This is a genomic window from Spirosoma horti (assembly GCF_054776595.1).
The window spans coordinates 126,202-152,146 of the sequence record NZ_BAAHBQ010000004.1; the positions used below are offsets into that span (position 1 = coordinate 126,202).

Consider the following 25,945-nt stretch of genomic DNA (forward strand, 5'->3'; position numbering starts at 1 on the left):
GTATCGGTTGTACTTTAGCAGCCTGAACAACGTCTCGTTTCTGGCATGAATCTGCGAATAAACGGCCGAATCTGGCTTGAAACCCTATCCAACGATACCGCTGAACGATTTATGGGTATTGGCCGGCTGGAATTGTTAGGCCATATCCAGCGCACCGGTTCCATCAATCAGGCGGCTAAAGCTATGAATATGTCCTACAAACGGGCCTGGGAGATGGTGCATTCGATGAACACACAGGCCAATGCGCCACTCGTAACGACCCAGACGGGTGGTGAAAAAGGGGGCGGGACAAGCATTACGGCCGAGGGCGATAAATACCTTACTTATTACCGTGGTTTGCAGGAACGCTTCCAAAAATTTCTCGCCGACGAACTGGACAATCTGCCTTGAGAACCAAAGAACCACATGTATTCCTACGAATCGAGCAGGCTGAACTTTCTTTCCTGGAAGATCCTAAGTTGGGCCAGATAGGCCACGTAATGTTCCTGCACAGTTCTATAGTGTGAAAGCAGCCGGTCTCTTTGGGGAGTCGCGTCAGCCATATCGTTCACCCGTGCAATCAGCGACCCCATTGTATGCATGTGCCGAAGAGTAGCATCTATCTGTCGCTGGTTGGCGGCAATGGCCCGATGTATAAGTTCTTTCGTGTGCTCATCCAACTCATTTTTTTTAACCACGGGACTGCTCAGCGCTTCCTGCCATTGCTGCTGTAAATCACGGAAGGGCGATGCCGCAACCGTTTCACTTACTGCGTTGATTGGTGGTACCGTATTGGTAGTACTGTCTGGCGAGAACTTGCCAATTGTGTTGAGTAAATTAATCAGGACAGCTTGATTCTGGGAAGAAGCCTGACTGATGAATGCACTAGAAACAGTAAACACATACGATTCAAGCAGCGGCATTAAGGATTGTTCAGGAAGCATTAAGTGGACTATTGTGTTGAGTAAGTAAATGGCAAAGTTATTTTTTTACATATAAACATACAGGACTTTATAGACTTTTCCCAATAACCTTATTTTATGAGCTTAAAACTTCATAATCAGGCGAGATGATAACCCCAATTATCAGTTTATGCCCATACATAAACAGCTTTACCAACCACATTATCAGTTTTGGCAGTAATTCAGAGCGTTATTTCCTAAAAAACATATCGGCCGCTATATTTGGAAAGAAATAGCGCCTTATATGAAGCATCTTTTCCTGTTTTTCTTATGTACCCTTCAGTTTGCCCATGCGCATGTCTTGCCCGATAGTACCATTACGCCCGACGATTCGCTCCGAAAAATACAATTGACCGAAATCGTTGTGACGGCCTCCAGAATCCCTGAGAGTGTCCTGAAATCGCCGGTGAGTATTGAATTGCTCGATGCGAGACAAATACGACTGTCCGCCCAGCCGTCCTATTTCGATGCCATCGAGAACCTGAAAGGCGTTCAGTTATTGACAGCAAGCCTTGGCTTTAAAGTGTATAATACGCGCGGATTTGCTAACCCGACCAATGTACGCTTCGTGCAGCTCGTGGATGGCATGGATAATCAGGCCCCGCACATTGGCGCACCCATTGCCAACGCATTGGCGCCATCGGACCTGGATATTCAACGGGTCGAGATCGTTCCGGGCGCGGCATCGGCCCTGTATGGACTGAACGCCTTGAATGGTATCGCACAGCTTATTACCAAAGATCCATTTTCATCGACGGGTCTTAGCATCAGCCAAAAAATGGGGCTCAATCACATCAATGATGCGCTATCGTCGGCGAAAGTATTCAGCGAAACCAGCCTGCGCTACGCCCAAACGGTTGGCTCCCGACTGGCATTCAAGGTCAATTTTACCTACCAGCGTGGCTACGATTGGATTGCCCGCGATGGAACGGACCTCAACCCCAACGCCAATACATCGCTGGGATTAATCGGAGCCAACAATCCCGGCCGTGATCTGGTCAATAACTACGGCGACGAATCGGCCAACCGACGAACGCTGACCATTGGTGGCAAGAAATATGTCGTCTCCCGAACGGGTTATTTCGAGAACGAAACCACCGATCTGAGCCTCAATAATCTCCGGGGTGATATAGGGATTTTCTGGCGTATTCGCCCTACCCTCACGATCTCGTATCGCTACAAAGCGGCTACCCTCGACAATGTTTATCAGCGTACCAACCGGTTCCGGCTCGATAATTACGTACTCGATCAGCACGGCCTAACCCTCGAATCGCCCTCAGTGCAGATTCGGGCCTACCGAACCCGGGAAAATACCGGCGACTCCTACAATATCCGGTCGATGGCGGAGAACATAGATAAGTCGTTCAAATCCGATAATCAATGGTTTGCCGACTTCACTAACCAGTTTACAGCCAGCACGAGTGCGGGTCAGTCCGTGACGGATGCTCTGCTTAGTGCCCGTACACAAGCCGATGCGGGCCGTCCGCAACCAGGTTCGGCCCGGTTTAACGAGCAGATTGCCAGGCTCCGCGACATCAACAACTGGGATATTGGCGCAGCGTTGCGGGTAAAGTCATGGATGTACCACGTCGAAGGACAGGTAGAACCAACGCGGGTGTTGTGGTCGACTTTCCGGCAGAAAACCGGTATCGACCTGCTGGCCGGTTTCGACTACAGACAGTACGTCGTTTATCCGGATGGCAACTACTTCATCAACCCCGACCAGTCAACCGACCATAACCTGATCTATGACAAGACGGGTGGTTTCGTGCAGGCTTCCCGGTCATTTTTCAACGATAAACTGAACCTGCGTGGGTCGCTGCGAGTGGATAAAAACCGCTATTTCGACCCGCGGGTCAACCCACGTATTTCGCTGGTATTTTCGCCCATTGAGAACCACAATTTCCGGGCGTCGTACCAGACTGGCTACCGGTTTCCCTCGCTGTTCGAAGCTTTTTCAAATGTCAATTCGGGTGGTGTGAAGCGGGTTGGCGGCCTGAAAATCATGTCGCAGGGGATTTTTGAAAGCTCGTATTTCCGGACTTCCATCGACGCTTTTCAGGCAGCCATCAACACCGATGTCAATACCAATAAACTAACGACGGATCAGGCCATTCAGAAGAACAAAGGCCTGTTGAAACCGAATACGTACACGTATCTGAAGCCCGAGCAGGTCAACAGCATTGAGGTGGGGTATAAGGGGTTATTTTTTACTAAAAGACTGTACGTAGATGTCGATTTTTACTACAACGTTTACCACAATTTCATTGCCCAGGTAGAAGCCAATATACCCAGAGGCAAGAATCCCGATTCGTTAGCCTATTACCTGGCCGACCGCAATCAGCAGGATCGCTATCGGCTCTGGACGAACTCCAAAACTACGGTCTACAACTACGGCTCCAGCCTGGGGCTTCGGTATTCAGCAGGGCGAAACTGGGTTTTGTCGGGGAATGTGTCGCTGGCCCGGCTCGACCGAACCGATCAGGGCGATGGGCTGGAAGAAGCCTTTAACACACCAAAATGGATCACCAATGTGGGCCTCTCGAACACCGACTTGTGGAGAAACATAGGCTTTTCGGTGAACTACAAATACCAGAGTTCATTTTTATGGCAGTCGTCGCTGGCCACCGGGATGGTTCCGGCCATCAACACGTTTGATGCACAGATCAGCTACACGCTAACGAAGTCAAGCCGGGCTAACGCTCCCTTATCGCTCAAGCTTGGCGGCACAAACCTGCTTAACCGGCCCTATACCACCTTTACGGCCGGGCCGAGTGTTGGCGCTTTTTATTACGCAACTGTTGTTGTTACGCCCATTTTTTAGGGGAGATTGTAAGCTTGAATGAATGGCTTACAAATCGAAAAATAATCGGCTCTTCACCTCTATATTCCCTGAAGGGATTTAGGGGTGAGACAAAACGCCATTCTTATTTCAGCAAATCCTTCCGAATAAAGCTGTAGGTGTTTGGGTCGAAGCCGGGTTTGCGGATAAACGCCTGCGGAGGCTGCTCGATGAACCGCTGCATACTTGTATCGTTTTTGTAATACTGCGCAATTTCGGTTCGAAAAATGATCAGGTTAATGTCGTTCTGCTCGACGAACTTATAAAAGTCGGAATACCGTTTGTACCGATCATACGAGATCGATGTTCCGCTGAGGTGCGTGGGCAGTTCATCCGGATTATCGAAGATCCGGATCTGGTTTTTGTCGGGTATTGGGGCAATCAACTGTTTGGTATATTGAAGCAATTTACGCCCGTTTGTTGTAGCTGGCGTTTGGTGCTGCCATTCCCAGACCATCCAGGCACCTACACCGATCAGAAAGAGTCCCATCAATGCTGTACCGGCTAAGCGGATAACCGACTTTCGAGGGGCGATAAGGGCATTCAGCCACGGACGAAACACCAGGTTCATCACGATAACGCCGACTAGGACCGGAATAAAGAAATAGAAAGCAGGCAGGTAACGAATTTTGATCCCCATGGAATAAACCGAACTGACAATGGGCGGAATAATGGCCGTTGTAGCCACGATATACGGCCAGGGATTATCAAGAACCGTACGACTCACGCCCAGTGCTGTCTTCCGAATAGACACCAGTGCAAGAAAGCCAACGAGCAGCAAGACCCAGGTAATTTTTCGACTAAATAATGAGAGAATAGCGCTCCCGCCGGGCAGGTGCGTCAGTGGCTGAAAATAACTTTCGATCACCGTTCCGAGCAATACGCCAAAGTTGTAGATGTTCGGCAGCAGGTGGTCGGTCAACACAATTTTAGGGTGTTTGATCAGCGCATCGCCGAATCCCTTGACCCGCTCGCCAAAAATAATCTGCGACATCACTTCCGAATCGACCCAGTTGCTATAGGTGCTTAGCCGCTTATCTTCGGGATGGCGCATGGCATAGTTGTAGGAGAAATCCTGTTTGAATGCTTTTTCTCCTTTCTCGGACAGGGGACTTCCTACACCAAAAAATAGGACCAGAACAATCGCTCCAATGCCCGCTATCGGATAATATGATTGCCGAAACCAGACCGTAGCGCCAATGAGCAAAACCAAACACAACCCGAACGGCACCACAAATTCCGGCCGGAAATAGGCAAACAGAAAATACGAAAGCGTCAGTAGCGCAAACGACAGGTGAAGGCGGTTCCGCAGGTAGCGGGCACAGATGATGAACAACAGCAGCGTCAGCAGAAAGAGAAGGATAGACACTTTGACGCCTTCCGGGAAATTCATCCGGGAAAAATGAAACACCAGCGTAGCGTACAATGACCAGTACCAGCGAAAACCAGCCAGCCGAATCGCTATATACAGCGCAATCGTCGGTAAGGACGAAAGCAGGGCCATGTTCAGGTAGTACAAACGAATCGTATCGGACTCGAAGAACGAAAGAAACTTGTACCAGAGGGAATAAGCAGGGCCCCAGTCCGTTTGCAAACCCAGCCGAAAATTACTGATTCCCTGATACATGTAAAATCCTTCGTCGCCCATCTGCACGTCGGATATGGTGGTGAGCTGATGGTCGAGAACGTAAATGGCAAGGGCAATCAGAAGCAGGCTTATTCCGTCGAAAAGTTTATCTTTCATTAAAGCAAAGAAGTCATTATCAGTCGGCAAAGGTAGGCCTAAACTGATAAGCATAAAAAAAACGCGCATCACCCAATGGTAATACGCGTTTTTTATGCGTCAGGCTTTGACGCCTGGCAGACCAGAAGACTGTTTTTGTCCTATTTTTTTGCGGTGTACATCACCCGCCAGACTTTTCCTTTCACGGAATCAGAAATGTAAAGTGAGCCATCCGGGCCCTGCGCCAGACCTACCGGACGGGCTTTGGCATCGCCGGGACTGGCCAGATCGAGTTTACCCGCGTTCACATTGGTACCGGGCTTGCCCTGCTCTGCTACACCCGCGAAGTTCTCGGCGAATACTTCATATTTACCCGAAGGCCGGCCATCGTTTCCGAACGGAATAAAAGCCACAAAATAACCACCCTGCTTCAATGGTGCCCGGTTCCAGGAGCCGTGGAAGCAAACAAATGCACCATTTTTATACTTGGCCGGAAATTGAGTGCCGGTATAAAATAACAGGTCATTGGGCGCCCAGTGGCCCGGAAAGGCCATAATGGGCTTATCTTTTCCGGCACAACGGTCCACTTTCGTGCCATCGCCACCGTATTCCGGGGCTAGAAGTTTCTGATTTTTCTCATGGTTGTTATAACAATAAGGCCAGCCAAAATCGGAGCCTTCTTTCACCATCAAAAACTCTTCTGAAGGAAACTCAGCGCTGTACTCATCGGTGAAAATACCACCCCAGTTATTTAAGTTATCGCGACCGTGCTGAAGCGCATAGAGTGTATTCGTCGCCGTGTTCCAGTCCAGCGAAACGGCATTCCGAATGCCGGTAGCGTAGCGTTTGCCATCAGCCTTATGCTGATTTAATTTATTGGCATCGAACTGCCAGATACCCGCATATTCTTCTAGAATTGGGCAGGGATCCATCCCTTTCGAGCCTTTCTGCCGGTCTTTCTCCTGACAGGCGTTGGAGGGAGCGCCGAAGTTGACAAACAGTTTGCCGTCTGGCGAGATTGCGAATGACTTGCTGGCGTGTTGGCGCTGGAGCGTTAAACCAGCAATGATCGGCTCCATGGGCGTTGTGTCCATCACTTTGCCATTCGTCAGTTTGTAGCGGTAAACCGATGTGTCAGATGAGGCATAGAGATAGCCATTATAAATGCCCATGCCCGTCCCGGTATTATCGCCAAACTTGATTGTCTGGTCGGCGCGTCCGTCACCATTGGCATCGACCAGTTCAACGATGCCTTTGCCCTCGTTGAGTTTTTCCAGTTTCACAAATACCGTTCCAACATTGTCGACGGCTATGTGCCGGGCTTTTCCAAGGTTATCGGCGAAGGTCAATGCCCCAAAACCGGGGGCTAGTTTGAGGCCACCATTATCCGGGTCTGGCGCAATGGCGCTTTTACTAATATGTGTTTTAACCGAATTTGCTTTAATGGTCCTGGCAGGTGGTACTGTAGCCGGACTAGCCATAGCCCCGGCGGCAACTACCGTCAGCAAGAGTAATGTAGTTTTCATAGGTAAAATAGAGTTTGGTTTACGACAATAGTGGGGTAACGGGAGGTAACAGGCAAAAGTTTTTAAATACCTCTCCGAATTAGTAGTCTTGCAGTAAATTTTAACGGGAACGAAGTTATCGGTTCAGGCTTTGTTTTTACAGCTGCCAGTAAACAGGCCTGTCAACGTGCCTGTTTACTGGCCAAGTCTCTTTTTTCATTTAGCCATTATTCTTTCGATTTGATAGCTCATGACACCAAATGCCCTCAGCTGGACTGATTTCGACAAAGTCGATATTCGGACGGGTACCATCATCGCGGTTGAGGCTTTCCCGAAGGCCCGAAAACCAGCCTATAAACTAACCATTGACTTTGGCGAGTTGGGTATCAAGCGCAGTTCGGCCCAGATTACCAGTCTGTATCAACCCGACACCTTAGTTGGCAAACAGATCGTGGCAGTCGTTAATTTTCCCCCGAAACAAATAGCTACCTTCCTGAGTGAATGCTTGGTGCTTGGAGCCGTTGCTGACGATGGTACCGTAACGCTGCTCCAGACCGAACGGCTCACCGAAAATGGCCAGCGCATCGGGTAATACGACTACCGCTTATCCTTTCGCAGCGATACTTTCTACAGGTGCGTCATTATTTTTACGTCATTCGGGTGCCCAACTGCCCCCTTTTTCGTTCTACCCTTATGCGAACCAGTTTACTACTCACTACCATACTTCTAGTGCTCACCTTATCCGTAAACGCCCAGCGCCAACGAGACGACGATACGTCGCACTACCGCAACGCCCCTATTCCGGCGCATTTGCTGCCCATTGAGCGCGCTTACGGGTCATCGTCACTGGGAAGCCTGTACTTTTATGGTGGCAAGAAGCTCTCCTCAACCTATTCGCTGGAAATCCCGTTTTATGAGTTAAACGACCCAACCGTGAACCATCGGTTCCGGACGTTCCGCACGCTGACGACCCTGAGCCGCCTAACGGCTCTGGTGCCTCTGGCCTATATCGTGCTCAGCACCAGTCGCACCGGCGGCACGTACTGGACCGTGTACGGAAGCTCCATTGTCGCTTCCCTTACCCTTTCCATCATCGGCAATGGGCAGATCAACAAAGCGGTAATCCGTTACAACGAACTGCTGCGTCAGCCCCGAATAGGTATGTCGCTGGCGCCTATTCCCCTCACCGGCCAGGTGGCCGCGGGCGTAGGCCTGTCCTACCGATTCTGAAACTAGTGCATGATGAATCAATCCTGACATCTGGTTGTTGAACAGAGACGAACCATCCGGTCTTCTATGAGATGACATTTCCGTTTCGCTCAATGCAAAAAGCACCCATTGAGTCCTATTTTCAACAACACTTTTCCGATGAGCGGCTCAAGCGAGAGGTCCAGCGCGCAGGCGTACTATCGGCAATTTTCCTGTTTACGACCCTGATTTTGCTGCTCTTGCAGCCTTTTCTTAAGGCCGACAATTTGATGTACCTGCCCGGCCCGATCATGCTCACCATTACGCCCTATTTTTTGGGAATGAGCGCGTATGAATGGAACATTCGTCGCTGGCTGAAGCAGCAACTGCAACGCCATAAGGAAGTACCGACGTTTTTTAAATTTGCCAATGCATCGTTCGAGATCACGTCGATTTCGTTCATCCTGTTTATTGTATCCCGGCACCTCTATGATCCATTGCTGATCCTGAATAGCCCGCTGGTGTACATGTATCTTTTTTTCATTATTCTTTCGACCCTGCGGCTTACCTTCTGGTTATCAGCCTATACAGGTATCATTGCCGGGGCCGAATTTATTGCGCTCTATTTTCTGATTACGCGCCCGCCCCTGGCAGAGCCCTATCTGGAAATAGATATGTTCGTGCATTTACCACTGATGTTCATTGCCAAAGGAGGGTTACTGATGATGGCGGGTATAGCGGCCGGCTATGTATCCCGCCAAATTCGGGATATCATTCGGGATACGATTCGGGCTACTGAAACCGAGCAACAGGCCGTTTTGCTGTTTGGCCAGCAGGTATCACCCGAAATTGCCCAGGCTGTGCTGGAGCAAAAAGGCAAGTACCAGAGTCGGCACATGCGGGTGGCCATCATGTTTCTGGATATTCGCAATTTCACCAATTACGCCAGCCACCATACGCCCGAGGAGGTAATGGATTACCAGAATGCATTTTTCGGGATCATCATTCGTATTGTGGAAGAATACCACGGCGTCGTAAACCAGTTTCTGGGCGATGGATGCATGATCACATTTGGCGCGCCGGTAGAAACCGAAAACCCGGCCGAGGTAGCGGTAGAAGCTGGTTTCGCCATTCTGAAACAACTCCGAAAAGCAGTAAACGACGAACTGATGATTCCTACAACGGTCGGTATCGGTATCCATATCGGCGATGCGGTCGTGGGCAATATTGGCACCGAAACACGTCAGCAATATTCGGTTACAGGCAATGTGGTGATTCTGTCAGCGCGCATCGAACAGCTTAATAAATTTTTCAAGACGCAGTTTCTGGTTTCAAGCGATGTCTATAATGCCCTACCCAATCCACCCGAAACCGCTCAGTCACTTGGGCCAACGTTTATCAAAGGCGTCGATGAGGAGATAGAGTTGTATCAGTTATTTTAGAACCTAACTGTGCCGTCGGGTTTGAGAACCTGACGGCACGAATACAGGTCTAAAAATTTCTTCTCAGAAGAAAAACCCAACCCGAAGCATCGGAATGCGATCCTCTTTGGAGAGGGCATAAATGAGCGAAATAACGGCGGTATTGTACGGTGCCAGCCAGATGCCCCCGCCATAGCCATGATGCCAGGTTTGCGACCGTTCGCCGTCGAGCCACACGCGCCCAACGTCATTGAACGCCAATAGGCCCGCATAAGCCGGGAAGAGATAGGTTTTAATGGTGAACAGGCGCATCCGTACATCGAGGTTGTGATAGAACGCATTCTCCCCCGCGAATCGCGTCCGTCGGAAACCCCGCAGGTTGGTCAGACCGCCGAGCGTGCTGGCCTGAAAAAATTCATAGTTATCGCTCAGATTCAGACTCGTGCCTACCCGGGTGGCTATCGTTACCAGGGCCGGTAAACGGATACTGGCATAGAACGAGAGGTCGGACTGGAGCTGCGTGAATGAATTGGACTGAGCATTCAGCCCCTTATAGGCTGTCAACGAGGTTCGCCAAAGTAAGCCGCGAGTTGTTAGCAACGGACTATTGCGGGTATCGACCGTAAAGCCCGCTTTCAGTCCGCCATACCAGAACGACTCAAACAGGTGCCTCCCGTTCGGAATACTCTGTGCGTAGTCCTGAATGAACTTTTGCTGTTTCTCTTCGAGTTCAACCCGTTCTATGGCGGGACCGTAATAAAAAGCGGCCTTTCCGACCCGGTGCTGGATTAGCGCATTCAGGTTCCAGTTTTCAAACCGGACCCGGTAGTAATTGACACCCAGAGCTTTGTTAAACACCGTTTCGTTGCCCAGACCAAAGAAGTTCTGCACAAAATTCGGGGCTTTGATGTCGGCATTAAGCACCAGATCGGCGCGGCCAAAAAGGTCTGTATATGTGCCATCGTAGTGAAACGTAAAGGCGTCTGTGGCAAAGGCGTGGCTGGCCGTCAGGCGGTGCTGCTGCGCAAAAGATTCTTTACGAAATCCCTGCGTGCGGTGCAAAACACCGCCCCCCAGAAAGAGACCGTCATCGGGATTCGCCTGAATGGTCAGCAGGGGCATGGTTAGGTTGTACTGAAACGCCATTCGATCGTAGGTGTTGACGGCTTTGTTGTCTGACAGACGGCTACGCGTTTCCGAACCACCCGTAATGGTGGTGTTTTTACGCAGGTCATATACCCACGTTTTCCGCGACAAACCCCGAACCGATGAGCTGTCGGTTATGACATCATCGCCCTTTCCGCCAATGATACGCACCAGACTACCAGCGGGCGCCGTTCCATGAAGTACGAACCGGTCATCGCCCCCTAATCCATACAAGCGAACCTCGTCGGTTTCGGCCGGACTGAATCGACGGGCGTATAGCTGCTGGGTAGGGTTGTTGTCTTTATTTAATTTATATACAACCACATCCGTCTGGCCATCCGGCCGCCGGGTCACGTCAAATAACTCCTCTTTATCACTGCCCACCACATCGACCGCTTTAGCCAGAAACAGGTACTGCTCATCGGCATAGCGCGACAAATCGGCTCGGCGCTGACGAAGTTTAGCCGTTATTGTTTCAGCCGTTAGCTTCCTGGCCGACTCGGGTAGTTGACGCATGGCGTCGTCGATGGCCTGATCGGTCAGCTTGTGTTTGAGCGAATCAGCCATAGCCAGCCAATCGGCCCGGCTGGGTTCGGTCAGGAACGAGCGGTCGAAAAAACGAGCGTTGGTGTTGAACCCCGGCACATACCGGATCTTATCCCCGAAGCCCTGTATTTTGGGCATCAGCCAGCGCCGACTGACAAGGCTTGGTAAAACACCTTCGTTGACAAAAAAAGCCTGATCACGGTCGCGCGGAACCGGCTCGAACCGAAGTCCTTTCCCCGATTTGAAACTCGCCCACCGCCACTGGTCGTCATGCCGATCCCAGTCGCCAATCCACATATCGAAAATTCGGGCCCGCAGGACCGACCGCTGGTCCACGCGATTGTCGTTATCATCCTGCAATTTATCGAGCAGTTTGGGCGTACTGTAGAGTTTGGTCGTATTGCCAAACAGGCCCGTTCCTTTGTAATTTCCGTCGGCTCGCTCTTCGTAGAGCATAAGCGTATTGGCAAAATCTTGCTGGTAGTCGCGCAGGCTGCTATCGTTGGGCATCACGACGACGCGTGGCTGCGTATGGTACACTCCGGCCGCCTGGGCCAGTGGTGCCACAGCCAAAGCCGCAAACGGATGAGAAGCCGAAATCTGATCCTGCACAATGTCGTTCACCAGGCCGCTCCGGAGGGCCGTCGGGATTGCCTTTTCAGGGTATTTTTCGATGGACCGCACCGCAAATTCATGTTTATTTCGGTCGGTGAGTCGCAGGGAGAGCGTTTGCATACCACCCCCGCGTTCAGTTGGGGTCAACCCTTCGGCCTGTAAATTCAACACGGGCACCGTTAGGGGTTGAGCCCAGACAGCGCGGTAATTGGTGCCGAACCAGAATCGCTTGACCGGGCCAGCCGCATAGAGCGTACTGGGGACAACACGAAGGCTATCAGGCCGTTTTTCGGCGCTGCCAACCTTGGCGGGTGCGGGTGCTGGCCGGAGTTGTATCGTGGTTTGGTACAGTAATTCGCCGTCGGGCTTCTGTTCATTCGGTACGTAAAACGAAATTGTCACCTGATCACCAACCCCGAAATCCAGCCGGGCAAATCCCTTCCGCTCAATGGCAAACAGCGTTTCTTTGCGCTTGCCAACGGGTTCATGCTTGGCGCCACTGCCGCTGGTGACATAATACAGGCTGTCGTGCTGAATGAGCTGTAGGTTATGGTCGTGGCCGTTGGTATAAATCAGATTTCGGTATTTGTTGAAAATGGCCACCATGCCATTGCGCATCTCACGGTATACCGGGTTGGGCAAATCCTGCAAACTTCCGAACACCGACCGATAGACCGGATAAATAGAGCCAATAACGGGTAACGGAATGTAGAGCGGTTTTCGAATGGCCGTTAATGGAAACAGGTGGTCTTTGACCGTGTAATGGCCACCATGCTGCCCGTGGCTGTACATGGGGTGATGCCCGGCCACAACCACCCGTTTGTGCCGATTCCGGTAGAGAATATCGTCCAGCTTTGCCAAGAAATCGGGCAGATTTTTCGTGGCGCAATCCGATCCTTCGCCGGGTTTATCCCAGGGGTGAAGCCAGTATTGCGTATCCATGAGCACCAGCGTCAGCGAATCTGACAGTTGGATTTCGACCGGGCCAGGGCAGCCATCGCTGGGAAAAAACACATCGTCGCGGCCCGTATATTGCTGCACATACGCCTGCTGGTTTTTGATCCGCTGCCACCCTTCCCGACCACTTTTATCCCAGTCGTGGTTGCCCGGAATGGCAAATAGCCGTCCGCCAAAAGCCGTTCGTAAATCGAGCTGCTCCCGAATTCGGCGTTCGGCGTCGGCCCGCTCGGGATTGTCCGCATCGGGCATACCATACTGGTAAATATTATCGCCCAGCAGAATCAATGAGCTGTTCGGGCCCGACTTCTGGAGTTGCGCACGCAGCGTATTCAACACCGGATCATGTCCGCTGGCCTGCGGGGCACCGGCGTCGCCAAGCAAAAAAACGGTATAGCCCGTCTGGCTTTGCGCCCATACGCTGAGGCCGCCGAGCCAATTAATGAAAATCAGGATGGTGAGAACGTAAAAAAATCGCATAGATGAATCGTTAATGGCTATACGCACCCGGCGTACTAAAAAAAGGAAAACAGCTGATAACCAACAGCCTACAAACAAAGAATCCAAAACTAATCGGCAACGAAATCGGAATTTTATTCGTTAGGTTGTAGCTTACGACACGTTAGTAAAAGCAAACGCCATGATCGCCCAGGAAACCTCGCTGCTTCAACAAACCCAAATCTACGCCGAATCGTTGCTAAAGCACCTTGCGGTAGATTATACCTACCACAACCTGAGTCACACACGGGCGGTAGTGGCGTTTGCCAATGAGATTGCCGACCATGAAAAATTATCGGATACCGACCGGGAAACCGTGCTCATTGCGGCCTGGTTGCACGATATTGGGTATACAAACGGCTGCGACAATCACGAAGCAAACGGAATCCATATAGCGCGGCCCTTTCTGGAAAAACAGGGCTTATCGCCTAAACGTATCGAGGACGTGGAAGCCTGTATTCAGGCAACTAAAATGCCGCAGAACCCGCAGGGAAAACGATTAGCGGAAGTCCTGTGCGACGCTGATCTGGGCCACCTGTCGACCGCCGATTTTCTGGAACGCAGTGAAGATCTCCGGCAGGAGATGAAGCATACGTTCGAAAAAATCAGCAAGAAGAAATGGCGAAAAAAGACAGCTGATTTTCTGGAGAATCACCACTATTTCACGCATTACGGCAAAACGGTTTTAGAACCACGTCAGCTAGCCAATTTGGAGAAGCTCCGCCAGCAGTTGAGCGACGACGATGCCGAAGATGAGCCCAAACACGGGAAACACGACAAAGACAAGTCGGATAAAGACAAGGGCAAGCACCACAAAGAGCCGAAAGATGAGGTGAACGAGCTGACGAAAGAGCCAGACTCACCACGCCCACTGAGTGAAGCAAAACCAGCGGACAGCGTCAAAAAAGAGCGTAAGCCCGAGCGCGGAGTAGAGACCATGTTCCGCCTGACCTCATCCAACCATTTTCAGTTGAGCTCGATGGCCGATACCAAGGCCAACATCATGATTTCGATCAACACCATCGTGTTGTCGTTGATTGTTAGTATCCTGACCCGAAAGCTGGAAGAATGGCCCATTCTGACCATTCCAACGGTGATGTTGGTGGTGACGTGCCTGGTGGCTACCGTGCTGGCCGTGCTGGCTACCCGACCCAATGTAACGAGTGGTTTCGTAAGCCGGGAAGACATCGAAAACAAAACGGCCAATCTGCTCTTTTTTGGCAATTTTCACCAGATGGGGTTATCGGATTACGAATGGGGCATGCGCCGGATGATGGACGATTCTGATTTTCTGTATTCCAGCATGATCCGCGACATCTACTTTCTGGGCAAAGTGCTGGGCCGAAAATATAAACTACTGCGCTGGTCATATTCTGTCTTCATGTTCGGCCTGGTCATATCCGTCATTGCCTTTGGCGTGGCCACCTATATGAGCAAATAGTTGATTATCTTATTTTGCATGAGTACCAATTGACAAAATATTAATCGGCATGAAGTCGATCCAGAAGCGTAAACTAGGCTAGTTTGCGCTTTTTTAGTAGCTTCGCCTGTTCAATCAGCAAACTCATGCAACCAAAAACGTTACTTTCTTTTTTCTTCGCCTTCGTTCTCGCTTCTCCCCTACTCAACGCCCAAACCATCCTTAACCGCGACCCGCAGATTGCAGACCTGATCAGTCAGATTTCGGCCGATAGCCTGCGCGCGCACATCAATGGACTTGTCAGCTTTGGCACACGCCACACCCTGAGCGTACCCGCCGATGCCACCACGCAGGTGGGCAAAAAAGGCCTTGGAGCCGCCCGTCAGTGGATTTTGGGCAAATTCAACCAATACGCCAAACAGTCGGGCGGCCGTATGATGGCCACCCTTGACACCTGGACCCTCCAGCCCGATGGCCGCCGTGTCGACAAGCCCGCCAACATGGGCAATGTGATGGCAACTCTAAAAGGCACCGACCCCAATGATACCCGCGTTTTTATCGTGCAGGGCCATATGGATAGCCGCGTCACGAATGTGATGAACCGCGAATCAGACGCACCGGGTGCCAATGATGATGGCTCCGGTACGGCGGCTGTCATTGAACTTTGTCGGGTTATGAGCAAATCCTCGTTTCCGGCTACGGTCATTTTCGTAACCCTGACGGGTGAAGAACAGGGCCTGCTGGGAGCCGAACACTTGTCCGAACGGGCGTTGAAGGAGAAATGGAACGTAGAAGCCGTTCTCAACAACGACATCATGGGCAGCAATAACAGCAGTGATACCCGCATCATCGATAACACACGGCTACGGGTGTTTAGCGAGGGGCTTCCCGGTGTGCTGCTTAAAGACACAACCGGTCGTATTGGTCAGATTCGGCAGTTTGGCAACGAGAACGATGGTAAAGCCCGTACGCTGGCCCGTTACCTGAAAGAAGTTGGCGAGCGGTACGTCGAAAATCTGGAGGTCGTCATGGTGTATCGGAATGACCGTTACCTGCGCGGGGGCGATCATACACCCTACGTACAACGCGGCTTTGCGGCCGTCCGTCTGACCGAAATGAACGAGAATTACGAACACCAGCACCAGGATTTACGTACGGAAAACGGGACTGAATTTGGTGACTACGCCAAGTTTATGGACTTCGAATATCTCCGCAAAAACACGGCAATCAATCTGGCAACACTGGCCAACCTGGCGAAAGCCCCCATCGTGCCCCAGAAAGTAACGGTCGACGTTCGGAACCTGACTAACGCAACCGTTCTATATTGGCAGGCGCCCACAGCCGGTAAGGTAAAAGGCTATTATGTACTCATGCGCGAAACTTACTGGCCGTTCTGGCAGAAGAAGTTTTTCACGACGAAGCTGGGCATGACCCTTCCCTATTCGAAGGACAATTATTATTTCGCCGTACAGGCCGTGAGTGAAGATGGTAACGAAAGTTTGCCAGTTTTGCCAGTGCCGAATTTGCGCTAATGTAGCGTAAGCGCTGCGGCACAGAGATTCTATTTTTAAAACGACTCCGAGTTCTCTGTGCCGCTGTAGTAACTACGTTTTTTTTGATCCGATCGATACCGGTAGACCATTCTTCCATGACCACCCTCTCCAAGCGGCAGTTTCTCAAATCTCTCGTCGGTACAGCAGCTTTGTCGACCTGGGCAGGGCTGGATCAGGCACTGGCCAGCAATGTGCATACGCCGTCCCTTAGTCTGGCAAAGCAGGAGGATTTCTGGGGTACGATCCGGGCAGCGTATCCCGTCACGACCGATTTTATCCAGCTCGAAAATGGCTACTATTCCCTGGCTGCCCGGCCAGTCATGAATAGCTACCTGAAACACATTCAGGCGGTGAACTCGGTATCGTCTTACTACATGCGAACGCGCCAGTTCGACGATAAGCGGGTTTCCCAAACCCAACTGGCAACGTTACTGGGCTGTTCTCCCGAGGAATTGATCATCACCCGAAACACGACCGAATCGCTCGACACCGTCATTGGGGGGCTGCACTGGAAAGCGGGCGATGAGGCCGTTATGGCTCAGCAGGATTACGGGGCCATGCTGGATATGTTCAAACTCCAGGCCCGCCGACACGGCATTGTCAATCGGGTGGTATCGCTCCCGAATAACCCCCAATCCGACGAGGAGATCGTGCGTCTGTATGAGAACGCCATCACACCCAAAACCCGGCTGATAATGGTTTGTCACATGGTCAACATTACGGGCCAGATTTTACCGATTCGTCAGTTAACCGACATGGCGCATCAACACGGCGTCGAGGTCTTGGTCGATGGGGCCCATGCGTTCGGGCAGTTGAACTTTACGATGAGCGACCTCGGCAACGTTGATTATTATGCCAGCAGTTTACACAAATGGCTCGGCACGCCCCTGGGCGCGGGCATCCTGTATGTACGCCGGGATAAGATTGCGAACCTCTGGCCGATGTTTGCCGACAGCAGCGTGGCCGATACCGATATTCGAAAGCTGAACCATACCGGCACTCACCCCGTCGCCACCGATCTGGCGATTCAGGATGCCATTGCTTTTCATAATAGCATTGGCATCGAACGCAAAGAAGCGCGGCTTCGCTATCTGCAACGCTACTGGACAGACCAGGTGCGGCACCACGCCAAAATAACCCTGAATACACCCGAAGCACCCGCCCGCTCCTGCGCCATCGCGAATGTGGGCGTAGTGGGGAGAACGCCCGCCGAACTGGCTAAGATCCTGTTCGATAACTACAAGATTTTCACCGTTGCCATCGACTCGCCACCTGTGCAGGGCGTCCGCGTTACACCCCACTTGTACACAACGACTGCCGAACTGGACGCGTTTGTGCGGGCGTTGAAAGAACTGGCGGGGTGAATCGAGAACGTATAGCGCGAACGTCTTCGTTCGTGCTGACTATTCACCGGCCTCTGGCCGGAAGCAAGTAATCGTCAAACGGCCAGAGGCCGAAGAATAATCAGCACGAACGAAGACGTTCGCGCTATCACTGCCTTACTCATTACCTCAGATAACCATGACAAACCGATTGGTACTTCTAACGTTCTCCTCTCTTCTAACGATTGTGGGTATGGCGCAGACGCCAGTAAAAAAGCGCCCCATCAACACATCCGATATCTACCGGCTCCAAACGATCAGCGATCCGCAGGTTTCGCCCGACGGTAAATGGATCACCTATGGCCTGTCGACGGTCGATAGCACAAAAGATAAACGCAATTCAGACATCTGGATGGTGAGTTGGGATGGAAAGGAGTCCGTTCAGTTGACCAGCACACCCGACGGCGAATCGAGAGCGCGGTTCAGTCCGGATGGAAAATACATCTCGTTTGTATCGGCCCGGCAGGGTGCGACTAAAGGGCAAATCTGGCTGATGGACCGGCGGGGTGGCGAGGCTAAGAAATTGACCGATCTCAAAACCGACCTGGATGACTACGCATGGTCGCCGGATGGCAAAAAGATCGCTATGACGCTGCGAGACCCCGACTACGCTGATTCGGCCAAAACGAAAGTCCGGAAGCCATTTGTGCTTGACCGCTACCATTTCAAAGCCGACGTAAAAGGCTATATCGAAAAAGGCTCCGTTCACCTGTACGTCTTTGACGTAACAACCAAAAAACTGGATACCCTTACGACTGGTCTGTATGACGAAAGCTCGCCCGTTTGGTCGCCGGATGGCTCACAACTGGCGTTTGTGAGTAATCGCACGGAAGACCCGGATCGGAATCAGAACACCGACATTTACGTAATCGACGCCAAATCCGGTGCCAGCCCGAAGCAACTGACAACCTGGGCAGGCTCGGACAACAACCCGGTATGGAGTCCGGATGGGAAGCGAATTGCGTACACTCGCTCAACGGCATCGGGTAATTTTCTGATGTACGACCAGCCCGTTCTGGCAGTCATTAACCGGGACGGTGGCGAGCCGACTTTATTATCCAAAACACTGGATCGGCCGGTGCGGAACCCACGCTGGGCCAAAGACGGGCAAACGATTGGCGTATTGGTGCAGGACGACCGCCAGACTTATGTTGGTCAGTATACCCTTGCCGATGGCAAATTCACGAAAGTCGCGACTGGCAATCGGGTATTTGGCGATCTGGAAACCGTATCGGCCGGTAACTGGCTCACGCTGATGAGTGAACCCCACATTCCCAGCGAACTGTATGCGGTAGAAAATGGAACAACCCGTCGGCTCACCCATACGCATGACGCGTTTCTGGCCCCGCTCGAACTGGCGTCGGTCGAAGGGTTTACGTCAAAAAGTAAAGATGGCGCGCAGGTATCCAATGTCTTGTACCGGCCTGCCAACACACCCACCAACAAAAAACTACCGACCATTTTCTACATCCACGGCGGCCCCGTTTCGCAGGATGAATTCTCCTTCGACCTGACCCGGCAACTGTTGTCGGCAGGCGGGTATGCGGTGGTGGCAGTCAACTACCGGGGCAGCAACGGGCGGGGCCTCGATTATACCAAAGCCATTTACGCCGACTGGGGCAACAAAGAAGTGCTCGACATCCTGGGCGCAACGGATTACCTCGTCGAGAAAGGCATTGCCGACCCCGACCGGCTGGGCATTGGCGGCTGGAGTTACGGTGGCATTCTAACCAACTATACCATTGCCACCGACACCCGCTTCAAGGCAGCCGCCAGCGGAGCCGGTAGCTCGCTGCAACTGTCGATGTATGGCATCGACCAGTACACCAATCAGTACGAAACTGAACTGGGGGCACCCTGGAAAAACACGGATAAATGGCTGAAGTTATCTTATCCTTTCCTGAAAGCTGACCGCATCAAAACGCCAACGCTCTTTATGGCGGGCGAGAAAGACTTCAACGTACCCACGGCGGGCAGTGAGCAGATGTTTCAGGCATTGCGGTCGCTGGGCGTGCCTACGCAGTTGATTATTTATCCGGGTCAGTTTCACGGCATCACCGTTCCCAGCTATCAAAAAGATCGGGTTGACCGGTATTTGCAGTGGTTCGACAAGTACCTGAAACCAAAGACATTATAAAGCAACGGAGCACCATTGGCCCTGAAAAGGCTTAATTTGTGCGTAGCCGTGCATCAGTAAGTGTATATTCTACGTAGAAGTAGTATTGCTCTATTTATTTTTTCCGTAGTTTACAGTCTCGTTCTTTAAATCTGACTCAATAAAATCAACTGCTTATGAAGCGCTACGTGTATGCTGTCTGTTTTTCTTTAATTGCCTTGGTTGGCATGAATTCCTGTTCTAAATCAAACGATCCAGTGGCGGTTTCACCTGTGGTTGGACGTTGGGAATTGAACAGAGCTCTTATGAGTGGGTTCCCTTCTACGGTAAATGCCAATGGAAAAGCATTAGACTTGTCTGCTGTCGAGTCATACCGTTCAACGATAGATGTCTATACGGACAATACATTTAACGAGAACTATAAGAGTATCTTGGTTAATGATGCTGCTGGCACGTGGGACTTTTCAAATAACACGCTCAATTTGAAATATGATATGGGAGGCCAGGATACGTACACATATTCTAAAAATAAAAACATTGAAGAACTCGCAGCCTCTGCTCCTATAAGTTATACTCTGACCCTATCAGATACACAGACAGCGGTCGGCCAAGTCCAATTCATTTATCGAAAATAAAATATACCTTTTCAATGGACGTTCAGTCCATTTATAAACTAGGCCGATGCATCCGCATCGGCTTTTTTTATGGACAGAGTGGTAAAAATCAGACTAGTTCCCTTTATAAAGGAACAAACTCCCTACCCTTATGCAAGCAATTCGTTTACTTCTCGCGGGTATTCTCCTACTCGTTTACGCCTTTTCCAACTTCCTCCTCGCCCAGCAACGTAATTCAGGCGCATTCAACGGGCTGGATATGAATTTGGGCAATCTTTCCCGGCTGTCGAACGCGAAAACTCGCTCCATTAGCCCCGAAAATTTTACGGGCGAAAAAGGCAAAGGCGGTATGGACGACCTGACCGACACCCGCCCCAACCACGCCAACGCCAAAGAGGCCGCCCGCGATCTGGGCCGGGGCTGGAAAGTGAATCCGTTCATTCGCATCAAAGCTGGTGAAACCTTCACGCTGGCCGATGTGCAGGGGCCGGGTGCCATTCAGCATATCTGGATGACGCCCACCGGCAACTGGCGTTTCTCCATTCTGCGGGTTTATTGGGATGATGAACCGACACCGTCTATCGAAGTCCCCGTGGGCGACTTTTTTGGCATGGGTTGGGGCGAATACGCACAACTCAATTCGTTGCCGGTTAGTGTCAATCCGGGGAGTGCGTTTAACTGCTACTGGCAAATGCCCTTCCGGAAACGGTGCCGGATAACGATGGAAAACATCAATGAAAAAGACCCGATGAACCTGTATTATCAGATCGACTACACGCTCACCGATGTGCCCGATGACATGGCTTACTTTCACGCGCAGTTCCGCCGGACGAACCCAAATCCGTACAAAAAGGACATTACGTTACTGGAAGGCATAAAAGGAAAAGGTCAGTATGTGGGCACATTTCTGGCCTGGGGCGTCAACAACAATGGCTGGTGGGGCGAAGGCGAAATCAAATTCTTTATGGATGGCGACACCGATTTCCCAACCATTGCCGGTACGGGTACGGAAGATTACTTCTGCGGCTCTTACAATTTCGATCGGGGTGGTCAATACATACCTTTCTCGACGCCCTATGTCGGTTTGCATCAGGTCACTAAACCAGATGGCACGTATAAATCCCAGCAGCGTTTTGGCATGTACCGTTGGCACATCATGGACCCTATTCGGTTCGAGAAAGACTTACGGGTAACCATTCAGGATCTGGGCTGGCGAAGTGGCGGACGTTACCTTCCCCAAATGTCGGACGTATCGAGCACCGTATTCTGGTACCAGGCAGAACCCCATGCGCCGTTCCCTAAATTACCAACAAAAGACGCACTGGAAGTAAATTAGCTTTTTTTATTTGGCCTATAGTTAAAGATGACTATATAAATTTTGACTATACGCCTACTAGCAAAATATTTTAAAAGCGTTTTCCGGCCGAAGACGCTTTTTTATTAGCATAAATTCGTACTTTCACAAAACCCTATCTACTAAGGAGTTAGATTCTGATTAACTTTTATTTAATCCTAGATAAGTACAAAATCCTACAAATATGTCATCACAACTAACTCGCCGGGACTGGCTTCGCGCCAGCGGTCTCCTAACTGCTGGTCTTGGTTTAAGCCGGTTCACGCCTGCCGCTGCCAGCCGCCCCAATGCGCCATTCGTTTCGGGCTTCACCAATGAGTTTGCCTTTACCGATGATCCGTTTGACAAGATGCCTAAGCTGAAGGCTCGCTTGCTGGCAAACGAAAACCCATTGGGCATCGCTCCCAGCGCCAAAGAAGCACTGGTGAAAGCGGCCGACCTGGGTAACCGCTACGCCTGGATGGAATTTGCGCAACTAAAAACACTGCTGGCTACGGATGAAGGCGTAAAACCAGCGAACATCATGATGTCGCCTGGTTCGTCGGATATTCTGATGGCCGCTGCCGATTATTTCGCGAAAGGCGGAGGCACCATCCTGACCAGCACCATGACGTATGACGACCTGCTGCAGCGGGCCGAAAAGTTTGGGGCTAAGATCAAGGCGCTGCCGATGACAAAAGACTACAAGTTTGACCTCCCGGCCATCAAGGCGAACATTACGCCCGATGTGAAGATGGTCTACATTGTAAACCCCAACAACCCGACGGGTACCATTATTCCGACGGCCGAACTGGAAGCCTTCATTCGTGAAGTAGCCCCCAAAGTACCGGTGTTCATCGACGAAGCCTATATCGACTTTTTCGAACCCGCCGAACGCCCAAAACTAGGCAAACTGGTCAGCGAAGGCATGAACGTCATCCTGGCGCGTACCTTCTCGAAGATACACGGCTTTGCGGGTCTGCGGTTAGGCTATGCCATTGCCCAACCCGAGATGCTGAAAACGTTGCACGCCTATACCAACGGTGAGTTTGCCGTGAGCATCACAACATTGATGGCGGGTATTGCCAGCTACAAAGACATTGACTGGCAGAACCACTGCCGGGCCGAAAACGCAAAAGCACGTACCTACACCACAAAAGCCCTGACGGACATGGGCTATGAGGTCATTCCATCGTCGGCTAACTTTATCCTTTTCCCCATCCGGATGAAAACCTCGGCGTTCAGCAACCAGATGTTTGCCAATGGTATTGGTATCCAAACCCGCGACTTCAACGGGCAGCCTTATTGCCGGGTCAGCGTTGGGACGATGGACGAGATGGCCATGTTTATGGATAGCTTTAAAAAAGTAGTAGGTTAAATGACAGGCACAGCAAGAGGCTGTGCCTGTCGTCAGACTAATTTCTTACTCATCTTAGCCGCAATAACGGCTGATACAGCCCCTGGCTGTACCGTATGAATACACTATGACAAGAAGAGACTTTATTAATTCGACCAGTGCCAGTTATGCCAGCCTATTGGCGTGGGGAATGGTACAGCCCGCTCCAGCGTCGGCGCTCAGTTTACCAGCCAATGGAAAAACGGGAGAAGGCAAAGGTCGAAAAGTGATCATTTTAGGCGCAGGGCTGGCCGGTATGGCAACGGCCTACGAACTGGGGAAACTTGGCTACGATTGTACCATACTGGAAGCCCGCTCTCGCTCGGGCGGACGCGTCTGGACGATTCGGGGCGGCACCAAAGAAACGGAAATGGGCGGTGGTACGGATCAGACCTGCCAGTTTGGCGAAGGGTTGTATTTCAACGGCGGAGCCGCCCGCATTCCGCACCACCATCAGTTAACCCTGCAGTACTGTCGCGAACTGGATGTGCCGTTGCAAATTTTCAATGGCAACAACGAAGCGGCCTACCTATTCAATGAAGGCGGAACGGGCGATCTGGCCAACCGGCGGCTGCGCATCAAAGAGTATCACAACGACATGCGCGGCTATACCGCCGAACTGCTGGCAAAAGCACTGGACCAATCGGCACTGGACCAGCAGCTAACGAAAGAAGACGTTGAGAAACTAATTGATTTCCTCAAAAACGAGGGCGACCTGAACACAGCCCATCTCTACAAAGGTACCAACCGACGCGGCTATAAAACCAAAGCGGAACCCGGGGCGGGCACCATGCCGGGTAACACGACCGATCCATTCGGATTGACCGATTTACTCCGGTCGGGCTTCATGCAACCCGTTTTCTACAACGTCGGTGATTACATCTACGAACAGCAAACCACGTTGTTACAGCCCGTGGGTGGCATGGATGCCATTCCAAAGGCCCTGGAAAAGAAGCTGGCCGGTAAAATTGTGTTCAGCGCACCCGTTTCGGAACTTCGTAAAACAGAAAACGGGGTTCGGGTCGTGTACCAGAAAGACGGCAAACCGGTAGAGCTGACGGGCGACTTCTGCGTCTGTACATTACCTTTGCCCATGCTCAAGAACCTGGAATCCGACTTATCAGGTACGATCAAACGGGCCGCCGACTTTGTACCTTACATCAAAACCGGCAAAATCGGCCTGCAATTCAAGCGCCGATTCTGGGAGGAAGACGACTGGATTTACGGTGGCATTTCGCGCACCAACATGGATATCAACCAAATCTGGTATCCGTCATTCGGTTTCCAGGGCAAAAAAGGCGTCCTGATCGGTTATTACAATTTCTACAGCCGGGCCGAAGCCGTGGGCGCGTTACCCGTTGCCGAACGTGAAAAAGTGGCGCTTACCCAAGGCGTCAAAATTCATCCGCAATACCCGGCGGAGTTCGAGAATTCGTTTTCTCTGGCCTGGCATCGGGTGCCGTATAGCGGAGGTGGCTGGGCTACCTACGACGATGCCACCCGGAAGAAATATTACCCTTCCTTGCTAGAGCCCGATGGCAATATTTATTTTGCCGGCGAGCACACGACGTACCTGACCGCCTGGATGGCCGGGGCGTTTACTTCTGCCCACCGAACTGTTGAAGCAATTCATGCCCGAGTGGGCGAGTACACAAAAAATTAACATGAAAAACAACCTACTGTCCATTCTGATTTTCTGCTGCTGCGCTATCGCCACGCAGTTTTTGAGTCAACGCGTTTCGGCACAAACGGCATCGGCCAGCGCCAGCATGACCGTTGAGCAACTCAAGGCCATCAAAGCCATTAAGGTAGCTAACCTCGACAAGGATACGTATTTTAAATCCGGCGGTTTTATTCTGGATCGCTACGAGGAGCGTCCCGCTTATGTGTTCACGTACAGCGATGGCATCACCCGTAAAATCTATCTCTACAAGGTATTCACGGCTGAAGACACGAAAGAACTTGGCCTGCTGGCTATTTACCAGAACACGAAAACAGCGGAGATAAAACCATTCGTCATTCCCGGCGCATCGGCCGATCGCAAAGCCTGGGACGCGTACATCGACGACCTGAAGTATGTCGGCGAGAAAGAACCCGGCCTTATGTCGACGCTAACATTCGTATTGTCGCGCGAGATGGCTGGCTTGCTATCGGGTGGCGGGGCTAAATCCGACGAAGGCGGTGCCAAGAAAAAAGAAGAATATAATTTCTGCTTTGCACCCGATGCCCCCGTGACGATGGCCGATGGTTCCTCAAAGAACATCAGCGGTGTGGCTGTAGGCGATGTTGTTCTGGGCTATGATGCCAACACAAAAACACTTACGCCAACAACGGTAACGCGGCTGGATGTACACCAGGGTAACTTTGAACTGGCGGGGGTATGGCTCTCTCCAGTCAACGAAGTTACTGCTGACACGCGCAGTACTCTAACGGCTCCGATGTTGCTCGAAGCGACAGCCAATCACCCGATTCTGACCGCTGACGGTCGTAAAGCATTGGGCGACGTAAAAGCGGGCGACGTTTTGTATCGGTACGACGCAACGACCAATGGTGTTACGGCATACAATGTTGTACGAGTTCAAAAAGCGGTTCGTTCGGTGAAAAGCGTATATAATTTAACTACACAATCGGGCGCTTATCTGGTTGATCAGACAGTGGTTATGGACAAGTAACTGCCGGAATCTCTGCAGGATTAGTGCTGATCAGTACACAAAAAGGTCAGGTTCATCAATGATGGGCCTGACCTTTT

At 51.4% G+C, this 25,945-nt stretch carries 18 protein-coding genes; 14 read left to right on the top strand and 4 right to left on the bottom strand.

Annotation, left to right across the window (positions count from 1 at the left end):
- Nucleotides 1-45 precede the first annotated feature (45 nt).
- Nucleotides 46-390, top strand: a complete 345-nt coding sequence (locus ACYVAM_RS12085; RefSeq protein WP_461067255.1) for a winged helix-turn-helix domain-containing protein — start codon at nt 46-48, stop codon at nt 388-390.
- A gap of 23 nt (nt 391-413) precedes the next feature.
- Here the strand turns inward: ACYVAM_RS12085 and ACYVAM_RS12090 are convergent, their stop codons facing one another.
- Nucleotides 414-923, bottom strand: coding sequence for a hypothetical protein (locus ACYVAM_RS12090; protein WP_461067257.1), 510 nt, complete (start codon nt 921-923; stop codon nt 414-416).
- A 262-nt stretch (nt 924-1,185) separates the two neighbouring features.
- On the opposite strand from ACYVAM_RS12090, the gene ACYVAM_RS12095 reads away from it, so the two are divergent.
- A complete protein-coding gene (locus ACYVAM_RS12095) occupies nt 1,186-3,765 on the top strand; it encodes a TonB-dependent receptor plug domain-containing protein (RefSeq protein WP_461067259.1) in 2,580 nt (859 codons plus the stop codon).
- Between the two features lie 103 nt (nt 3,766-3,868).
- Here the strand turns inward: ACYVAM_RS12095 and ACYVAM_RS12100 are convergent, their stop codons facing one another.
- Complete coding sequence (locus ACYVAM_RS12100) at nt 3,869-5,527, bottom strand: hypothetical protein (protein ID WP_461067261.1); 1,659 nt, start codon at nt 5,525-5,527, stop codon at nt 3,869-3,871.
- Nucleotides 5,528-5,667: 140 nt separating this feature from the next.
- Nucleotides 5,668-7,032 carry a PQQ-dependent sugar dehydrogenase gene (locus tag ACYVAM_RS12105; RefSeq protein ID WP_461067263.1) on the bottom strand — a complete coding sequence of 455 codons (1,365 nt, stop codon included), beginning with the start codon at nt 7,030-7,032 and terminating at the stop codon, nt 5,668-5,670.
- Nucleotides 7,033-7,261: 229 nt separating this feature from the next.
- On the opposite strand from ACYVAM_RS12105, the gene ACYVAM_RS12110 reads away from it, so the two are divergent.
- The 3 genes from ACYVAM_RS12110 (at nt 7,262) to ACYVAM_RS12120 (ending at nt 9,641) form a co-directional block, all read left to right on the top strand.
- Entirely contained in the window at nt 7,262-7,603 is a 342-nt protein-coding gene (locus ACYVAM_RS12110; protein ID WP_461067265.1) for a tRNA-binding protein, read from the top strand.
- A 101-nt stretch (nt 7,604-7,704) separates the two neighbouring features.
- Nucleotides 7,705-8,241 carry a hypothetical protein gene (locus ACYVAM_RS12115; protein ID WP_461067267.1) on the top strand — a complete coding sequence of 179 codons (537 nt, stop codon included), beginning with the start codon at nt 7,705-7,707 and terminating at the stop codon, nt 8,239-8,241.
- A gap of 92 nt (nt 8,242-8,333) precedes the next feature.
- Complete coding sequence (locus ACYVAM_RS12120) at nt 8,334-9,641, top strand: adenylate/guanylate cyclase domain-containing protein (RefSeq protein WP_461067269.1); 1,308 nt, start codon at nt 8,334-8,336, stop codon at nt 9,639-9,641.
- A 63-nt stretch (nt 9,642-9,704) separates the two neighbouring features.
- Here the strand turns inward: ACYVAM_RS12120 and ACYVAM_RS12125 are convergent, their stop codons facing one another.
- Complete coding sequence (locus ACYVAM_RS12125; protein WP_461067271.1) at nt 9,705-13,364, bottom strand: BamA/TamA family outer membrane protein; 3,660 nt, start codon at nt 13,362-13,364, stop codon at nt 9,705-9,707.
- 160 nt (nt 13,365-13,524) lie between these two features.
- Here ACYVAM_RS12125 and ACYVAM_RS12130 point away from each other — a divergent pair, with 160 nt between their 5' ends.
- From ACYVAM_RS12130 to ACYVAM_RS12170, 9 genes are all read left to right on the top strand, one after another.
- On the top strand, nt 13,525-14,823 hold the full coding sequence (locus ACYVAM_RS12130) for a Pycsar system effector family protein (RefSeq protein ID WP_461067273.1): 1,299 nt from the start codon (nt 13,525-13,527) through the stop codon (nt 14,821-14,823).
- Between the two features lie 125 nt (nt 14,824-14,948).
- Nucleotides 14,949-16,334, top strand: a complete 1,386-nt coding sequence (locus tag ACYVAM_RS12135; RefSeq protein ID WP_461067275.1) for a M20/M25/M40 family metallo-hydrolase — start codon at nt 14,949-14,951, stop codon at nt 16,332-16,334.
- A gap of 116 nt (nt 16,335-16,450) precedes the next feature.
- Nucleotides 16,451-17,719, top strand: a complete 1,269-nt coding sequence (locus ACYVAM_RS12140) for an aminotransferase class V-fold PLP-dependent enzyme (RefSeq protein WP_461067277.1) — start codon at nt 16,451-16,453, stop codon at nt 17,717-17,719.
- 157 nt (nt 17,720-17,876) lie between these two features.
- Complete coding sequence (locus ACYVAM_RS12145) at nt 17,877-19,874, top strand: alpha/beta hydrolase family protein (RefSeq protein WP_461067279.1); 1,998 nt, start codon at nt 17,877-17,879, stop codon at nt 19,872-19,874.
- Nucleotides 19,875-20,029: 155 nt separating this feature from the next.
- Entirely contained in the window at nt 20,030-20,488 is a 459-nt protein-coding gene (locus tag ACYVAM_RS12150) for a hypothetical protein (protein WP_461067281.1), read from the top strand.
- Nucleotides 20,489-20,618: 130 nt separating this feature from the next.
- Complete coding sequence (locus tag ACYVAM_RS12155) at nt 20,619-21,803, top strand: glycoside hydrolase family 172 protein (protein WP_461067283.1); 1,185 nt, start codon at nt 20,619-20,621, stop codon at nt 21,801-21,803.
- A gap of 202 nt (nt 21,804-22,005) precedes the next feature.
- Nucleotides 22,006-23,178: a pyridoxal phosphate-dependent aminotransferase gene (locus ACYVAM_RS12160; protein WP_461067285.1), complete on the top strand. Its 1,173-nt coding sequence runs from the start codon at nt 22,006-22,008 to the stop codon at nt 23,176-23,178.
- A gap of 106 nt (nt 23,179-23,284) precedes the next feature.
- Nucleotides 23,285-24,859 (top strand): flavin monoamine oxidase family protein, encoded by a 1,575-nt coding sequence (locus ACYVAM_RS12165; RefSeq protein WP_461067287.1) that lies wholly within the window; start codon nt 23,285-23,287, stop codon nt 24,857-24,859.
- A 1-nt stretch (nt 24,860) separates the two neighbouring features.
- Nucleotides 24,861-25,868 (top strand): Hint domain-containing protein, encoded by a 1,008-nt coding sequence (locus ACYVAM_RS12170; protein ID WP_461067289.1) that lies wholly within the window; start codon nt 24,861-24,863, stop codon nt 25,866-25,868.
- Nucleotides 25,869-25,945: the final 77 nt, after the last annotated feature.

What these genes read in the sequence shown, in the direction of transcription:
- ACYVAM_RS12085 (WP_461067255.1), top strand. Translation starts at nt 46, where the DNA reads ATGAATCTGCGAATAAACGGCCGAATCTGGCTTGAAACCCTATCCAAC.
- ACYVAM_RS12090 (WP_461067257.1), bottom strand. Translation starts at nt 923, where the DNA reads ATGCTTCCTGAACAATCCTTAATGCCGCTGCTTGAATCGTATGTGTTT.
- ACYVAM_RS12095 (WP_461067259.1), top strand. Translation starts at nt 1,186, where the DNA reads ATGAAGCATCTTTTCCTGTTTTTCTTATGTACCCTTCAGTTTGCCCAT.
- ACYVAM_RS12100 (WP_461067261.1), bottom strand. Translation starts at nt 5,527, where the DNA reads ATGAAAGATAAACTTTTCGACGGAATAAGCCTGCTTCTGATTGCCCTT.
- ACYVAM_RS12105 (WP_461067263.1), bottom strand. Translation starts at nt 7,032, where the DNA reads ATGAAAACTACATTACTCTTGCTGACGGTAGTTGCCGCCGGGGCTATG.
- ACYVAM_RS12110 (WP_461067265.1), top strand. Translation starts at nt 7,262, where the DNA reads ATGACACCAAATGCCCTCAGCTGGACTGATTTCGACAAAGTCGATATT.
- ACYVAM_RS12115 (WP_461067267.1), top strand. Translation starts at nt 7,705, where the DNA reads ATGCGAACCAGTTTACTACTCACTACCATACTTCTAGTGCTCACCTTA.
- ACYVAM_RS12120 (WP_461067269.1), top strand. Translation starts at nt 8,334, where the DNA reads ATGCAAAAAGCACCCATTGAGTCCTATTTTCAACAACACTTTTCCGAT.
- ACYVAM_RS12125 (WP_461067271.1), bottom strand. Translation starts at nt 13,364, where the DNA reads ATGCGATTTTTTTACGTTCTCACCATCCTGATTTTCATTAATTGGCTC.
- ACYVAM_RS12130 (WP_461067273.1), top strand. Translation starts at nt 13,525, where the DNA reads ATGATCGCCCAGGAAACCTCGCTGCTTCAACAAACCCAAATCTACGCC.
- ACYVAM_RS12135 (WP_461067275.1), top strand. Translation starts at nt 14,949, where the DNA reads ATGCAACCAAAAACGTTACTTTCTTTTTTCTTCGCCTTCGTTCTCGCT.
- ACYVAM_RS12140 (WP_461067277.1), top strand. Translation starts at nt 16,451, where the DNA reads ATGACCACCCTCTCCAAGCGGCAGTTTCTCAAATCTCTCGTCGGTACA.
- ACYVAM_RS12145 (WP_461067279.1), top strand. Translation starts at nt 17,877, where the DNA reads ATGACAAACCGATTGGTACTTCTAACGTTCTCCTCTCTTCTAACGATT.
- ACYVAM_RS12150 (WP_461067281.1), top strand. Translation starts at nt 20,030, where the DNA reads ATGAAGCGCTACGTGTATGCTGTCTGTTTTTCTTTAATTGCCTTGGTT.
- ACYVAM_RS12155 (WP_461067283.1), top strand. Translation starts at nt 20,619, where the DNA reads ATGCAAGCAATTCGTTTACTTCTCGCGGGTATTCTCCTACTCGTTTAC.
- ACYVAM_RS12160 (WP_461067285.1), top strand. Translation starts at nt 22,006, where the DNA reads ATGTCATCACAACTAACTCGCCGGGACTGGCTTCGCGCCAGCGGTCTC.
- ACYVAM_RS12165 (WP_461067287.1), top strand. Translation starts at nt 23,285, where the DNA reads ATGACAAGAAGAGACTTTATTAATTCGACCAGTGCCAGTTATGCCAGC.
- ACYVAM_RS12170 (WP_461067289.1), top strand. Translation starts at nt 24,861, where the DNA reads ATGAAAAACAACCTACTGTCCATTCTGATTTTCTGCTGCTGCGCTATC.